Raw genomic sequence first — 15,372 nt, 5'->3', positions numbered from 1 at the left:
TTTCGGATGGCCGGCGTGTGTTGTTGCGTTGGCGCCGTCAGTCAGGCGAGCTTGCGAGCGGTTGGCTGGCTTCAGCGCCAAAGCGCATTGGTGGAACTACGCCTGTGTCGCCTCGGTGGCAGCCGACGGCTCGGTCGGTTCGACCGCTTCGGCGGCGAGGGGGAAGAAGTCGGTCAGGTCGGTCTTGGCATACCGGGCCGGACGCTTGTAGGTGTCGCGGGAGCGGTAGGTGCCGGCGTAGTGACGACGACGCGACGTACCGACGGACGGATTACGGTTTAGATCAATAAAAGTAAACATAGTATATTTTCCAATGAGCCGGCGAGTCATCGCGAAGGCGCACGATTCCGTCGCACCGGAGAGCCGCTGCGTGAGTCGGGAGCTTCGAAATGGCTGTCGCCAGCATTCGTTGCTACAGGAGCGAACGAAGTCGCTCTTCCATGAGTAAACCGACGAAGTCGGTGTGTCCGGAGGCGTTACGATGTGCCGATCGGCACAGAATGCTCGAAGTTTCGAGCTTGCTTCGGCCGTCCAGACGGCGGCCGAGAACGCTGATTATACAGACCCCTTGTCGCGTAAGGTGAATAATCTCCTAACGTCTCTTTAACGAACCGTCGGTGCAGATCGGTGCGAACGCTGATTGATCACCCACATCACAAGTTTCGCAGGCTGCGGTCTCAGCGTCTGCGACACGCGTTGCGAATTGACTCCTGCGCATTGACCAGCTCGAACCTGACGGGAGTCTCGTTATCGGCCAATACGGTACGAATCGTCGATGACGGGTGTGTTTCGCCTGCACGGCAAAGCCACTACAGCAAGGATTGCCGCGGACGGCCGGTGACCTCGCAGGACTGCTCCGGAGATCGTGCGGTATCTGGCGATCAATTGATCCGCATCACATCCTCTTCCGGCGGGAGGTGTAGAACACACTGCGCGAAGCCAAGGTGATCGGCGTCCGACGTCCTGGCAGTGCCGAGGAGGGCTCATGCATCGGTGTCATTGGTTTCAGACGGCAATTCTCGCAGCCGCCTTGGTTTCGACCGGTGTCGGGGCTGCCACGATAACGGTGTCGGTGGTCGACGACGTGGTTGCCAACGATGGCGCCTGCTCGTTGCGCGAAGCGATCACGGCAGCAAACACGGGACAGCCCTCGGGAATGGCCCCTGGAGAATGCGGACGGGGGCTCGCGGCGCCCTACACGCGCATTGACGTGCCCAGCGGCACATACCGCATCACTCGTGTGGCGGTCAACGAAGACAACAATGCGGGTGGTGACCTTGACCTGCGCGCCGCCTTCATCGAGCTGCGCGGTGACGACGCGCAAACGACCACGCTGCGCGGCGACCGGGACGAACGTGTCCTGGACATCGGTGATGCCAACGCGACAACGGTGTCGGTCATCATGAGCGGCCTTACATTGCGCGATGGTGGCGGCGCAACAGGAGGCGGGATTCGCGTGCGGGCCGGCGCCTCTGTGCAGCTGTCGCAGAGCATGCTGTCCAACAATGAGGCGTCCACGGGCGGGGCGATCTACGCGGAAGGTGCGCTTTCGATCGACCGTGTGACGTTCCACGCAAATGCCGCAACAGACCCGGCAGGGCCAGGTGGAGGCGCGATCCGTTACGTGGGTGCCACGACGGCCACGTTGCGCAATGCCACCTTCAACGGCAACGAGAGCTTCACGGATGGCGGATTCGCGCGCTTTGACGGGCCGGCGATGCTCAACAACGTCACTGTCACCGAGACTGTCACCGACGCGGATTTCAACGGCTCCGGCGACGGGGCCCTGGTTTCCGCGCTGTCGGTGCAAATGTCCAACTCGATACTTGCCGGCAATGCGGATCTGAGCGTCGTAACCGGTGGAGCCAACAATCCCGACTGCGTCGCCGCGCCTGGCACCCTGGTTTCTGCCGGTTACAACCTCATCGGCAATATCGGAACGGCCTGCAACGTATCGCCGTCGACAGGCGATCTGTTTGGATCTGCGGCAAATATTCTCAATCCTCAGCTGATGCCGCTGGCCCTGTACCTGGGGGACATCGATACCCAGCCGCCGATGGTGACCAGCCCGGCGTTCGATACGGGCGATCCAGCACTCCCGTCCGGCGCACCGCACTGCGAGCCGGTGGATGCGCATGGGCTGCCGCGCCGGTCCGGCGGGCGCTGCGACCGTGGCGCGACGGAAGCCTATGAGCGTATCTTCGCGGATGGTTTCGATATGTGAGTGCACGGCGTGACATCCATGAGCGAACAGGCTTCCGGCAACTTCTTTGGCGACGCTCTGCCACCCCGGTCGGGCGAACGATTTGACGTGCTGCTGCGGCATCGCAATCTCGTCGTCGAACGTATCGTCAGTTCCGGAGTGGTCACGCCAACCCCCTACGTGCAGACGCAGGATGAATGGGTCGTGCTGCTGCGCGGCGAGGCCACGCTGCTCATCGACGATCGTGTGGTCGAGCTTACGGTCGGCGACTACGTGTTCCTGCCGGCGTCGACACCGCACACCGTGCAACGGGTTTCGGCCGATGCCCTGTGGCTGGCCGTGCACCTGCATCCGGACGATGACGCACGAATCGGTTCAACGCAGGCGTGACGGCGGCCTGCTGCTTCGGCCTGCTGCTTCCGGCGCTGCGTCTGTGGTGAGGTCGGGCAACAGGAGATCGGCGACCAACGGCAGATGATCCGACGCACGGCGTGCGGTACGGGTTGAGTGCACCCATGAGGCGATAAGGGCGGATCGCGGAGCGACCCAGATCCGATCCAGCGCGAGCAGCGGATAAAACGTCGGAAATGTGCGGTATCCCGGCGTTTCGCCGAAATGCCGGTGCAGCCACCGCAGCGGTCGCCCCCACATCAGCCACTCGTTCAGGTCGCCCAGGAGTACGGTCAAGCCCGCGCTGACCTGCGGTTCCTTGCACGCGCGCAGCAGCCGGCGTACCTGGTCACGCCGCTCGCCCGGGCTCAAGCCCAGATGCGTGGCAATGACCCGCAGTCCTCCAGGGGCGTCCAGGTCCACGTCGACGGCGCCGCGCGGCTCGCAGCCCATGACGCACAGCGACAAGTGACGGATGTGTGAGATGGGAAACCGGCTGAGCAACAGGTTGCCGTAGGGGTGCCCCCGTTTGGTGAAGACCGGCGACGAACCAATTTCATAGTAGCGCTGCGACAACAGGGCGATGGCACCGTGTTCGGCGTCGTGCAGCTCCACTTCCTGCAATGCAAGGACGTCGGCACCGATTTCCTCGATCACGGTGCATATGCGCTCGATGTCGTGTCTTCCATCGGTGCCGACGCCAGCGTGAATGTTGTAAGTTGCCACGCGCATTACCTGCCCTCCGACCGGCGCAGGCGGCGACTCAGCCAGCGTTGCATCATTACCGTCGCTCCCACCAGCGTGATCGCGGCCACCACGAACACGAGGTAGTTGCCGAAGCGTGGTTCACGCAGTGCCGCGATGGCGCTGTCCACGACGAGCGCCGCGAGTATGACGCCGGGCACGATGCCTAACAGGGTGCCGGCGATAAAGTCGACGCGCCGCACGTTGGCGGCACCAGCCAGAAGATTGACCAGGGTGAATGGCGCCACTGGCAGCAGTCGAACCGCCAGGATGGCCAACAGGCCGCGTGTGCGAAACCGTCGGGAATAGTGGTGAAATCGCGCACCGAGCCAATGATGCAAGGTGTCGCGACCAATGCGCCGGCCGATTTCATACGTCACGCTCGCGCCGCAAAGGCCTCCGATCAATGCGCAGCCCGCGCCGGAGACGGGGCCCAGCGCAATCACGCTCAGCACGACCATGGCGTTGAAGGGAAAAAAGACCAGGCTGCCGGCGACGAAGATCAACACCGCCAGCAAGGGTGCGACGGGTGATGTCCCCAGTCCACGTGCCGATGCAACCAGGGCAGGGCCGTCCATCCACTCCCGCAATGGCGTCGCCAGCCATAGCGCAAGCAACGCCGCCGCCCAGGCCATGAAGATGACCCATCGCGTCAACCGTCGCGCGACCGGACGCCGGTCTTCATGCGCGAGGAGATCCTGTACCAGCGTACGCGGATCCAACGGCCGCTCCGGGTCGATTACCGCATGCCCTGGAACCAGCGCATCCACCTCGGCTTGCACCGTCAGGGAAACGGGAGCCAGACTCCGACCGTCGCGGCGCAGTGCTTCAATCGCCTTGATCAAGCCCCGGCTTCCCGGCAGGTGCTCCCGGACAACAGCAGGGGGGTATCAAGGTGCTCGGCAAGAAGCCGATCGCGGATGGCACGAATGCCTTCCTGAATAGCACGATCGCCGTCGGCGACAATGGCGACATTGCATTCCGTGTCGAGGAACAGGGAGCGGTTGCTGAGATTCGCCGACCCGATGGTGAGGAATGTGTCGTCAACGATCAGCACTTTGCTGTGCACGTTGAGGCAAACGCTGCTCTCTTCACACAGCTGCGGGCAATACGTGCGATATCGGCCGCCCGAATCGGCGGCGCGCAGACGCAGGTCCAGCCGGCTGCGCAGGACGCCCATCGTGTTCTGCTCGAGCCAGCCGCATTGCTCGCGTGCCGCGATGACGACGATTTCCGGTCCGTTCGACTCCTGCAGTCGCGTGGCAATAGCATCGCCGATCAGCTTGGAGGTGAAGTACTGGTTCTCGATAAATACGCTGTCACGCGCACCGAGAATGGCGGACTGGAGTAACCGCTGGATTTCGTTGACGGCCGGATAGGGCGGAAATTCCGGCTCGGTTCGCGCTATAGCGACCGGAACATCCCTGAAGTCGGGCGTGACAGAAGGCGGCCATGCGACGGGGTGCGGCTGCGCCTGTGCGAGAGTTTCGCCGGTGCACCGGCGCCAGCGCTCGCGCGCCAGCTCACCCAAGGCGCAGGCGGCGTTGCCGTCGACCAGGAAATGGACGTCGTGAAAGGGCGCGTACCGCTTGCCGGCCGCGTCGCGTCGTCGATCATCATGGACTGCGTGTTCGGTGGTGTCCCAGCGGCAACGCGTGAGGTCAAGGCCGCCGACAAAGGCCAGCGCGTCGTCGATGACCAGCACCTTCTGGTGGTGCGAGGCGCCCAACGGGTGCGCGCTGTCGAGGCGAAAGTGCACCCGCCGGTGCGTGCGCTGGTTCAGACGGTATTCCGGAAGCCATTCGCGCTCCATCGCAAATAGCATGGCGTAGTCCCACGACAACAGGTAGATGTTCAGGTCCGGTCTGGCGTGCGCCAATGCATCGAAGAATTCCCCCAGCGGCTGTGGAAATCCGTCGCCGGAGTCCTCGGGCGTGAGCGTCATCCGGCTGTCGATGTCCCAGCCGAGCAGGAACACTGAGCGACGCGCCTGGCACAGCGCCTCGCGCATGGCGCGAAAACAGCACTGTGCGTCGATCAGGCAAGCGGCAAGACCGGCTGTTTCGATGCGCCAGCACGTGCTACCGGGCTGAAGCAGTGGCGGTCTCGTCTCGGCGTCGCCGTCCATGGGATGACCTGACGGGGGATACCGGGACTTACAGCACGCCGCATGCCATCGCCGATTCCGTACCGCGCGGCGCACTTGAGCTTGCCGCGCAGCGCAATCCGCAACGCCGCCTCAGCCAGCCATCGCGAATTGCACGGATGCCCGCGCTGGACCCCACGCCATCGCTGCGGCTTGCCCGGCCGATCATCCGGCACACCGGTTGCAGTCGCTTTGTCCGGGGCACTTGCCCGTCTGAGCTATCTGTCGTCTACAAAGGGGTGAACTATGGCAATGTTCAGGCCGATGACGTTGTCGGACCGAATGGATGCGGAGCATGCAGGATCTGCCGGCGTGGCGGCGATGAGCGTGCCCGTGCTGCCCTTGCAACGGGCCGCAGCCTGCGCCGCGCAGTCGCTGGCGCTGCTGCGCCGCCGGATCGCCGACCTCCGGCGCCGCACCGCGGAACAGGTAGGCAGTGTGCCCTATGTCCAACTCAAGCGCGCCATCGCCGAGTGCGAGATACGACGGCTTGAACAACGCATGCTGGAAGTGGCGCCACAGTGGACGGCAACGCCGCATGGCAAATGCGCCGGCCCCCTCAGCACGGTACTGGCCGTCGACGCCCAGGGACAGCTCCGCTCGTTCACGCTCGGCCGTACGCCGTTGGACGACACCTTGCCGCCCGATGCATCGGGGCCGGCGTGCTGGATGCTACTGGGCTGCCGTGCGGGGGAGGTGATCACTTACCGCAGTTCGGCCGGCGAAGGCGAGCTGTACATCCTGGAGGTGATCGAAAATACGTCCACGACGATGCGATCGCGCGATGCTACTGTTGAGAAAGCATACAGGTAGGAGGGCGTCGACAGCGACTCGGCCGGGCGAGGCGCAAAGGCGATGAAGCATCGTCTTGTACTGATCCGTCACGCGGAAGAACCGGATAGCGACAGCGATCGCGGGCTGTCGTGGCGCGGCCGGTCCCGCCGCGCGGCATTGGCGTGGGCGATGTGCGATCCCGGCGGACTTCTCGCCGGAGAGGTGCCCTGTCTCATCGCCGCGAGTGATAACGATGATTCCTGCAGGCCACGTCTGACCGTGGAGCCGCTTGGAACCGTGATGACGCGCCAGGTTCATACCGTCGATGATGCGGACTTTGCGGGTGTGTCGTCGTTGGTTCCCAGCCATCCGGGACATTGCCTGATCTGCTGACGGCATCGATGCTGATCCCCCTGGCGGTGAGGCTCGGCGGCAATGTGACTGCCCGGTGGTCGCATGGCCGGAGAATTCCTACGACGCGGCGATCATGCTCGTTCCGGGAATCAGCCGGCATCCGGTTACGCGCTGGACCAACCAGCACCTGCTCCGGGGTGACGGCGCTCCGCGCTATTTCGGGGCGCGTGTCGGGCTCTGTACCCGAGATTCGCGCCACTGCAGGATTTTCCGTTGGAATTGGCGCCGGATTTCCGCGCGAATTGGCTCTATGTGCCCATTGCCCCGCGCGAACACAATGCATTGATACCGGTTAGCTACCGACGGTCTGGCAGGCAGGCGCATGATCTCATCCACAGCTGTTGCGGGTTTCGCGCTGGTCGCTTTCGGCATGGTGCTGACGCCCGGGCCGAACATGATGTACCTGACCTCGCGTTCCATCTGCCAGGGGCGAAAAGCCGGCCTGGTGTCACTCGGAGGCGTTGCGGCTGCGTTCCTTCTCTACATGCTGGCCACCGTGTGCGGTATCACCGCGCTGCTCGTGACCGTACCCTTTGCCTACGATGCGCTGCGCCTGGCGGGCGCCGCGTATCTGCTGTACCTGGCCTGGCAGACCCTCAAGCCGGGCGGTCGCGCTGTCTTTGCTCTGCAGACCCTCGAGCCGGACAGCGATCGCCGGCTGTTCGTGATGGGCTTCCTCACAAACCTGCTCAATCCCAAAGCGGCCATGTTGTATCTGTCGCTGCTGCCGCAGTTCATCGACCCCGCGGCCGGCAACGTGCTGACGCAATCGCTGGTGCTCGGCGGCGTGCAGATTCTCATCAGCGTCACGATGAACGCGCTGATCATCCTGGCTGCCGGAGCCGTAGCCTCGTTCCTGGCGGGGCGCCCGCGGTGGATGTCGCTACAGCGCTGGGTGATGGGGTCAGTGCTGGCGGCGCTCGGGTTCCGGATGGCACTGGACTGGCGGCGGTAAGCGTCGGCCGATGCGCGGGCTGGCTGCCGCAGCGGCAGCCGGTCGCGTCGGCAGGGGGCAGGCTTCGCGCCGGCCTGAAGGTCAATGGATCATCGCTCGCGCGCTACTGGCTGTCGGCCTGACTCGTCGCGCCGCCCGGTTTCGTGCACTATTGCCGGTGGCAGTCCAATGAACCCGGGTCTCGTCACGAAGGCATCCGCGCCATGGCCATGGAACCTTGCGATTCAACCTTCCTGTCTGCCTACTACCAGGGAGTCGATCGGCTCCTCAACGATGCAGCGCCCGGCGCGGCATCCCTTTCGATCACCGTGCTGCCCGCCTATGCGCCGGAATGGGGTCTGCGCCTTGTCGGCAACGAGGTCATCCGCGTACGGCTGGATAAGTCCTACTGGACGGAAGTGGCAATCCAGCAGATGCGCCATCCCGACGCGACGGTGGCCGTCGCGCCCGCATTCCGACCGCTCGCCCAGCGGGCCGTCATGGATGGTGATGCCGTGCAGCGGATCCTCGATCGCTATCGCCGCGCCATCGCCGCTGCCGTGCCGTCGGGCCGGGTGGAAACCGACAGCGTGACCTACCGGATCACCTCGCCCCAGGCCGGCAGCGCACGGATGTGGGCGCCCGAGGACGATACCCCCGAGGCGTACCTGGCGGAGGTGATCCGGCTATTGGCGGATCGGGTCGAATTGACCACCCCCAAAGATCTCTACAACAATCAGACCCAGATTCTCTCGGCGTTGCGCCGGTCGGACGTGAACTGAGGGATACACCCTGGCGGATCGTCAGGCGTTCGCTGCCAGCGGCAAATGCCGGCGCACCTGGGCCGAAAATTCCGCCTTTTCCTCTGGCGTGGCGAAAGCACGGTCCGGAATGGCACAGGTTTCGTAGTCGAAGAAGGTCAGAGCCGTGTGACGCTCAAGCGTGCGCACGCCCCGCACGCCTGTCCAGGGCCAGTGCGCATGGCGCAGGGGCGATGTCACCGAAATGCCGTCGTCGCCCAGGGTGATGGTGACAGGCGTCGACGGCCGCTGGCTGATTCCGGTCATCAGCGATTCGCAGCGACGCCGCCATCGATAACGCCATGCCAGGTGTACCGTGCCGGCGAGAGCCAGGCTGGCGGCGGCAATGGCGTGAGAGCGCGTCCTGTCCTTTCCGATGGCGATAACGGTCAGGTTGGCGAACAGCGCCATGAAGAACAGCATGACCGTCAGAAACTGCGCAATGGCGCTGCTCGTCGCGATGCCGGTCGCGTTGGCGACACTGCGGACTGTAAGGCTTCGCGCCAGCTGCGCGTCCGACGGGTCGGTAATGTATTCGACTTTCAAGCGATTTCCAGGGAAGTCCAGGGGGTGGTGCCGGCGTAACCGCCGGACAGGCCCGACAGTGTATTCCCAAAGTCCGGTGCCGGCGCGCTGAGGCGAAGCGCGCGGTTCGTCGTTGCAGCACAAAAAGAACAAAGTCTTAAAATCAAAAGTCCACATTGGCTGTTGTTCGGCTGCGGCCACCTGTTCAGGGTGTCAAAAATCCGTCGCCTTTTCGCCCTGCAGTAGTGGACCGATCTGGCTGCGCCCGCTGCCGGAAAGAGGATAGACCATGCCGATGACCGCGCGTATAGTCGGCGAGCCAGCGCGAACCGGGTTGGCTCGTGCTGCTGAGGTGACGACCGCGGCTTGGCCGCATGGGGAGAGAAACCGATGGCAGTAGAACGTGTATTACGTTTGAGTGCGGCGGTACTGGCAGCAATTGCATCGGCGCAGGCATTGGCAGCGCCACTCGTCATCAGCGAATTCCGCGTCCGCGGCCCCAACGGCGCCAACGACGAATTCATCGAGATCTATAACGAGACTGCTGCGGATCACACCGTCTCCGCTTCGGGAACGGGCACGGGTTACGGCATTGCGGCGTCGGACGGAACCGTTCGCGGCACCATTCCAAACGGCACCGTCATCCCGGCCCACGGCCACTATCTCATCGTCAATTCGGTTGGTTATTCCCTGGCTTCCTACCCTGCCGGCAACGGCACGACTGCCACGGGTGACGCGACCTACACCACGGATATCCCCGATAACGCCGGTATCGCGCTGTTCACAACGAATGTTCCGGGCGAGTTCGCGCTGGCGACCCGCATGGATGCCATCGGTTCGACCAGCGAAGCCAATACGCTTTACAAGGAAGCGACCGGGTATCCGGCGCTGACGCCGTTCTCGATCGACTACGCCTTCCACCGCGACGAATGCGGCAAGGATGGAAGCATCACGACCTTCGGCAACTGCCCGGCCGCAGGCACGATCGTGGATTCGAACAACAACGCGGCAGATCTGGTGTTCGTCGATACGAACGGCACCAGTGCCGGGGCGGGGCAGCGCCTGGGTGCGCCAGGACCGGAGAACTCGTCCAGTCCGATCACCAATGGCAGCAACATGGATGCGAACCTGCTCGACACCTGCGTCGCACAGGCTTCGCCGCCGAACATCGTGCGGGATTTCACCAGTGATCCGCCAAACAATTCCACGTTTGGAACACTGGACATCCGCTACACCTTCGTCAACAACACCGGCCAGAACCTCACGCGACTGCGTTTCCGCGTGATCGACCTGACCACGTTCCCGGCGCCGTCAGGTATTGCCGATCTTCGTCCGCGGACATCCACTGCAGTCGTGGTCACGGTCGACCGGCCGCCGTGCGGATCGGGTACCAGCAACGTCACGGTGCAAGGCACCACCCTGGAACAGCCGCCGTCGCAACCCAACGGCGGTGGCTTCAACAGTTCCATGAGCGCGGGTGTCGTGACCCTGGCAACGCCGATTGCCAACGGCGCTTCCGTTGACCTTCGCTTCCTCCTGGGCATCCAGCAGAACGGCTACTACAAGCTCGGCATCGTGCCCGAGGGTCTGCCGGCACTCGGATTTACCGGCGAAGGGGTCGAGATCGAAGGCTGCACGCTGGATTGTCCGAGTGTTCTTTCCATCAATCGCGTCAATGCAACACCGACGTCGGCCACCACGGTGGATTACACCGTGACGTTCAACACGTCGGTCACCGGCGTGGATGTGACCGATTTCGTGCTGACCAACACCGGCATCAGTGGCGCATCGGTCACCGGCGTGACCGGTTCCAACGCCACCTACACGGTGACGGTCAACACCGGTACTGGCTCGGGCACCTTGCGACTCGACCTGAACGACGACAACTCCATCGTCTCCGGATCTGCAGCACTCGGCGGGCCATCAGTGGATGACGGCGACTTCGTCGGCCAGGTCTACGATATCGACAAGACCGGACCGGCCGTCACCCTCAACCAGGATGGCGCGCAGGCTGATCCGACCGCGACTTCGCCGATCAATTTCGCCGTCATATTCGACGAAGCGGTGACGGGCTTTGATGCCACCGACGTCACGGTTGGCGGAACCGCATTGCCGACGTCCGCTGTCGTCACCGGTTCGGGTACGACCTACAACGTCGCTGTCAGTGGCATGACTGCCAACGGTACCGTGACGGCCTCGGTCAACGCAGGGGCGGTACTGGATGCCCTGAACAACCCGAGCAGCGCATCGACCAGCGCCGACGACACGGTCAACTTTACCGGCGCCGATGCGACCATTCCGACGGTCACAATTGACCAGGACGCCGGCCAGGCCGATCCGACGGCAACGTCGCCGATCCTGTTCACGGTCGTTTTCAGCGAAAGCGTGACCGGCTTTGACAGCAGCGACATCGTGCTGGGCGGTACGGCCGGTGCAACGACAGCGGTCGTATCCGGTGGTCCGACGATCTACACCGTGACGGTTTCCGGCATGACCACCAACGGTACCGTGACGGCCAGCATCAACGCCGGTGCAGCGACCGATGGCACCAACCTGAGCCAGGCCTCGACCAGCACGGACAACACGGTGACGTTCAACGGCTTTGACGTGACCGCGCCGACGGTGACCGTCGAGCAGGCCGTGGGTCAGGCCGATCCGGCTGTATCGCCGACGATCACCTACACGGTGACCTTCAGTGAGCCGGTGACGGGCTTCGACTCCAGTGACATCACGATCGGTGGAACAGCAGGAGCCACCACCGCAGTCGTCACCGGCGGGCCGACGGTCTACACCGTCACTGTTTCCGGCATGACGCAGGACGGTACAGTGATCGTCTCGATCGCGGCCGGTGTCGCTATCGATGGTGCTGGCAATGCCAATACCGCCTCCACCAGCACGGATAATGTCGTCGTGTTCGCCGGCTTCGGTGCAATGGTGCCCGTGCAACTGCCGATGTTGTCGTGGCAGATGCTGGCGTTCCTTGCCGGTCTCCTGGGTGTCCTGGGATCTGTCGCACGCCGACGCGGGCTGATGCGGTTCTGATCCCGAGCGGTTTCGACCGCAGTAGTGGCTGTAAATCAACCGGGGCCGAAAGGCCCCGGTTTTTTTTGCGCGTCGATCCGGCGAGACCTTTGTCCGTGCGCGCGTCCAATCGCTACACTGACGCTTTCGCCAGGAGTGTGATGATGGTGATGCGCAACAGACGGTGGCGCGACCGGTTCGTCCTGATGGTTGCAGCGACAGCCGCTCCCGCTGTCGCACAGGAAATCAGTGCCGATTGTGTAATGGCGGGCGGGCTGGCTGCACCGCAAACACACCAGCCAACGCAGGCACGGAAAGCGTCGCTTTCCGGTTGCGATTCGCAGAAGCTGTACTACGACGATGCCGACTACGAGCGCGCGCGCCTGTGCGCGTACATCGAGCGTGAGGAAGGCAATCAAGCGGAGTTCAGCAGCGTCGCGGTGCTCATGATGGTGTACGCCAACGGCCACGGCGTGGCCCGCGACGTGGATCTGGCGAAAAAGTTCGCCTGTGAGATCGAAGCTGCGGCGCCGGCGGAAACCGAAGGGCGGCTGCGTCATCTGGAATCGATGCGCGGCAACACTGATCCCCATGAAGTCTTCGACGTTTGTGACGACATCACCAGCGGCTACATGATGGGCGAATGTGCGGCCCGGGAAGCGGTGAAGGCGAGCGACAAGCGCAAGCAGCGCATCGATACCCTGATCGCCCGCTGGACAGCCGGACACAGGAAAGCGTTTGCTGCGCTGCAGGCTGCTTCAACGGCTTTCATCGATGCCGTCGTCGAAAACGAGGTTGACATGAGCGGTACGGCGCGTGCTGTTTTCGCCATCGGTGCCCGTGAGTCGCTGGAAGAAGCTTTCGCTGGGAACCTGGAACGGTTTGAGGACGGGCAGTTGCCCAGCGCCACGCCGGCGTCGTTCAAGCAGGCGGACGCGGACTTGAATGCGGCCTATGCCAGGGCGATGAAGGCTGCGAAGGCGGATGACGGCGACCTGGGCCTGGGCAGCATCAGGCCCGAAGGCATTCGCGAGGCGGAACGTCGCTGGATTGCCTATCGTGACGCCTGGGTGGCTTTCGGTGCGCTCAAATATCCCGGGGTCGCCGCCGACGCCTGGCGCCAGCATTTCACCCGTGAGCGCGAAGTCATGTTGAAGGAATTGGCCGGCGAGTAGATGCGGGCCGTGCGGATCTTCCTGCCGGATATCAGGCACGGCGCAGTTCCCGGATGCCCATTCCCAGCCGCTTGCGCATCAGGGTGCGCAGGGTGACGCCATCGGCATAACCGACCTGCGCAGCGATCTGGTCCACGCTGCTGTTGCTGGTCTTGAGCAGGTGCACGGCGCGTTCGATCCGCAGATCCTGGACGTACTCGGTAGGCGACTTGCCCAGCACATCGTCGAGGCGGCGGGCCAGCGTGCGTTTGCTGGTGGCAAGGGCCGCAGCTGCCGCGTCCAGGTTGAAGGGGCGATCGAGGTTGTTGCGTGCCCAACGGTCGAACTGTTCTACCAACGGGTTTGCGCGGGCCAGGTGGTCGGAAATCACATAGGCCGACTGCGAGGGGCGCGAGTCGACGACCAGGTATTTGGCGACCACGCTGGCGAGGGCAGGGCTGTGCTGGCGTATCAACCACAGCGCCATGTCCATGTGGCTCAGCGCGGCACCGGCGGTGAGAACGCCATCGCTGGCCACGAGCATGCGCTTGGCGTCGAGCCGGACGCGCGGGTAGCGCTGCCGGAACAAGGGCGTCAGCCACCAGGTCGTCGTGGCTTCCTTGTCATCGAGCAAGCCACTTTCGGCGAGAACGAAGGTCCCGATGCAGGCGGCGGCGACGCGGACGCCTGCTGCGGACCAGCGTTGCAACGCCGCGTAGGCTTCGACCAGGTCGTCGCGGCCCAGCGCGGCGACCAGGGCTTCGGGCATCTTGTACCCGATGGCGGGTACCACGACCCAATCCGGTCGTTCGCAGGCGTCGATCGGAACTACCGGCACCTGGAGGCCGAGCGCGCTGCGCACGACGGGGCGCAGGGCGATGACCTGCAGTGACAGCGCCGGCGCTGGAATTTCATGCATCTGCGCCAGTTCGTTCGCGGTCGTGAAGGCGTCCAGCACCGTTGCCAGCCCCGTGTCGAATACGCCGTCCAATGCCAGAACCGCCAGTCGCATGGGAATCGCCTTTGCCGTGAACCGAGCCAGTATTGCGCCGGACACAGGACGCGTAAAGCTGCCGCGGCGTTGCAGGTCTTATGTGGTGGTTACAAAATTAGAAAGGGAAAAGAGTATTTATGTCGTTGTGATCAGCCTGCGGGGCGGCGCTCGTCGTCGTCCACTTGCGCCTGGAACTTGCTTGGGCATCCGTCGTTGGGCTGGCGGCCTGGCCGAGACTACGCTGCGTGCACTTCATTCATTTGACGGAGGGGGCTCCCGGAAGGTGTCGCGCGGATCCTTGCGCGGGTTGCTTTCCTCGTCGGGCTTAGCGCCAGTCGCTGACGCCCACCTGCACCCAGTGACCAGCGTCGTGGCGTACAAGAACTGACGGGCGCGAGGCGGCTTGCGGGTCGTCGTGTGGCGGCACGTGCCGTCGTTGTCCGCCGGGTGTGTCACGCGGCAGCGGACGCTATTGGCTACGCCATTGGTAGTGACGTTCGCGTCCGCTCAGCGGGCAGCGGAAGCGCAGCTCGATCGCGGCCAGCCGAAGACCGCGCGAGTCGCTGTTGAACTGGCCATATCGCGGATCGCCAAGGACCGGGAATCCCGCGTCCGCGAAATGGCGGCGGATCTGGTGCTTGCGGCCCGATTCGATCTGCACCAGTGCCGTACTGCAATCGGAGTCGGCGTCATAGTGCGTGCAGTGATACGTCGTGCGCGATGGCTTGCCGTCGAGCGGCGCGTCGAACTGGCCGGTTTCGGGCAGTCGTCCGCGGACGTCGACGCGATAGGTTTTCTCCAGCTGCCGGCGTGCAAACAAGTCCGAAAGGGCGGCGGCGGCTTTCGCGTTGTGGGCGATCAGCATCAGGCCGGCCGCTTCGCGATCGAGCCGATGCACCAGGAATGTTTCCCGCCCCAGTTTTGCTTCGACCAGGCGCAGCAGCGCGCAGTGGTCGCCGGTTCGCGTGCCTTGTGCCAGAACACCGGCGGGCTTGATCCAGACGCTGTACTGGCGCTCGTCGGCGAGCAGGGTCGGATCCGCGGCGACCGCCGCCAGTACTTTTTCGTCGTAGTGCAGTGACAGCACGTCACCCCGCATCAGCGGGGCGGTGGCGCGGCGCAGTCGCTTTTCCTTGCTGCCGCGGCGCAGCCAGACGGCACCTTTGGCCATGGCGTCCTTGATCCGGGACCTGGACAGGCCGCTCCGGGCTGCCAGCAGGTCCACAGCAGTGCAGGCGGTGTCCGGGACAGTAAGGGTGTAGTCGCGGGCAGA

At 64.0% G+C, this 15,372-nt stretch carries 15 protein-coding genes; 8 read left to right on the top strand and 7 right to left on the bottom strand.

Going from position 1 to position 15,372, the window contains the following annotated elements:
• Positions 1-96 precede the first annotated feature (96 nt).
• Positions 97-300 carry a hypothetical protein gene (locus N4264_RS17610; protein WP_261693544.1) on the bottom strand — a complete coding sequence of 68 codons (204 nt, stop codon included), beginning with the start codon at positions 298-300 and terminating at the stop codon, positions 97-99.
• 685 nt (positions 301-985) lie between these two features.
• Between N4264_RS17610 and N4264_RS17605 the strand changes: the two genes are divergently transcribed.
• Both N4264_RS17605 and N4264_RS17600 read left to right on the top strand, forming a co-directional pair.
• Positions 986-2,224 carry a CSLREA domain-containing protein gene (locus tag N4264_RS17605; protein ID WP_261693543.1) on the top strand — a complete coding sequence of 413 codons (1,239 nt, stop codon included), beginning with the start codon at positions 986-988 and terminating at the stop codon, positions 2,222-2,224.
• 18 nt (positions 2,225-2,242) lie between these two features.
• Entirely contained in the window at positions 2,243-2,593 is a 351-nt protein-coding gene (locus tag N4264_RS17600; protein WP_261693542.1) for a cupin domain-containing protein, read from the top strand.
• On the opposite strand, the gene N4264_RS17595 is transcribed toward N4264_RS17600, so the two are convergent.
• The 3 genes from N4264_RS17595 to N4264_RS17585 are packed head-to-tail and all read right to left on the bottom strand — an operon-like array spanning position 2,579 to position 5,465.
• Complete coding sequence (locus N4264_RS17595) at positions 2,579-3,325, bottom strand: endonuclease/exonuclease/phosphatase family protein (RefSeq protein WP_261693541.1); 747 nt, start codon at positions 3,323-3,325, stop codon at positions 2,579-2,581. The genes N4264_RS17600 and N4264_RS17595 overlap by 15 nt on opposite strands.
• Positions 3,325-4,182: a TVP38/TMEM64 family protein gene (locus N4264_RS17590; protein ID WP_261693540.1), complete on the bottom strand. Its 858-nt coding sequence runs from the start codon at positions 4,180-4,182 to the stop codon at positions 3,325-3,327. Before N4264_RS17590 ends, N4264_RS17595 begins: the two co-directional genes overlap by 1 nt.
• The gene (locus N4264_RS17585) at positions 4,179-5,465 is read right to left on the bottom strand and encodes a phospholipase D-like domain-containing protein (protein ID WP_261693539.1); all 1,287 of its coding nucleotides are present in this window, start codon (positions 5,463-5,465) and stop codon (positions 4,179-4,181) included. The genes N4264_RS17590 and N4264_RS17585 overlap by 4 nt, the downstream gene beginning before the upstream one ends.
• 264 nt (positions 5,466-5,729) lie before the next feature.
• Between N4264_RS17585 and N4264_RS17580 the strand changes: the two genes are divergently transcribed.
• The 4 genes from N4264_RS17580 (at position 5,730) to N4264_RS17565 (ending at position 8,387) form a co-directional block, all read left to right on the top strand.
• Positions 5,730-6,296: a hypothetical protein gene (locus N4264_RS17580; protein WP_261693538.1), complete on the top strand. Its 567-nt coding sequence runs from the start codon at positions 5,730-5,732 to the stop codon at positions 6,294-6,296.
• Between the two features lie 42 nt (positions 6,297-6,338).
• Complete coding sequence (locus N4264_RS17575; protein ID WP_261693537.1) at positions 6,339-6,650, top strand: hypothetical protein; 312 nt, start codon at positions 6,339-6,341, stop codon at positions 6,648-6,650.
• 343 nt (positions 6,651-6,993) lie between these two features.
• Entirely contained in the window at positions 6,994-7,626 is a 633-nt protein-coding gene (locus N4264_RS17570; RefSeq protein WP_261693536.1) for a LysE family translocator, read from the top strand.
• Positions 7,627-7,829: 203 nt separating this feature from the next.
• Entirely contained in the window at positions 7,830-8,387 is a 558-nt protein-coding gene (locus tag N4264_RS17565) for a hypothetical protein (protein ID WP_261693535.1), read from the top strand.
• Positions 8,388-8,408: 21 nt separating this feature from the next.
• Here the strand turns inward: N4264_RS17565 and N4264_RS17560 are convergent, their stop codons facing one another.
• The gene (locus N4264_RS17560; RefSeq protein ID WP_261693534.1) at positions 8,409-8,951 is read right to left on the bottom strand and encodes a YcxB family protein; all 543 of its coding nucleotides are present in this window, start codon (positions 8,949-8,951) and stop codon (positions 8,409-8,411) included.
• Positions 8,952-9,320: 369 nt separating this feature from the next.
• On the opposite strand from N4264_RS17560, the gene N4264_RS17555 reads away from it, so the two are divergent.
• Together N4264_RS17555 and N4264_RS17550 are read left to right on the top strand one after the other, a co-directional pair.
• A complete protein-coding gene (locus N4264_RS17555) occupies positions 9,321-11,972 on the top strand; it encodes a beta strand repeat-containing protein (protein ID WP_261693533.1) in 2,652 nt (883 codons plus the stop codon).
• Positions 11,891-13,126: a lysozyme inhibitor LprI family protein gene (locus N4264_RS17550; RefSeq protein ID WP_261693532.1), complete on the top strand. Its 1,236-nt coding sequence runs from the start codon at positions 11,891-11,893 to the stop codon at positions 13,124-13,126. The genes N4264_RS17555 and N4264_RS17550 overlap by 82 nt, the downstream gene beginning before the upstream one ends.
• Positions 13,127-13,157: 31 nt before the next feature.
• Here the strand turns inward: N4264_RS17550 and N4264_RS17545 are convergent, their stop codons facing one another.
• Both N4264_RS17545 and N4264_RS17540 read right to left on the bottom strand, forming a co-directional pair.
• A complete protein-coding gene (locus N4264_RS17545) occupies positions 13,158-14,117 on the bottom strand; it encodes a GlxA family transcriptional regulator (protein WP_261693531.1) in 960 nt (319 codons plus the stop codon).
• A 451-nt stretch (positions 14,118-14,568) separates the two neighbouring features.
• Positions 14,569-15,270 (bottom strand): pseudouridine synthase, encoded by a 702-nt coding sequence (locus tag N4264_RS17540; protein ID WP_261693530.1) that lies wholly within the window; start codon positions 15,268-15,270, stop codon positions 14,569-14,571.
• Positions 15,271-15,372 lie beyond the last annotated feature (102 nt).

Origin of the sequence: Tahibacter amnicola (assembly GCF_025398735.1) — a bacterium.
Classification (GTDB): Bacteria; Pseudomonadota; Gammaproteobacteria; order Xanthomonadales; family Rhodanobacteraceae; genus Tahibacter; species Tahibacter amnicola.
Note: the sequence above shows the minus strand (reverse complement) of the source record. Positions and strands in the feature narration are given on the sequence as shown.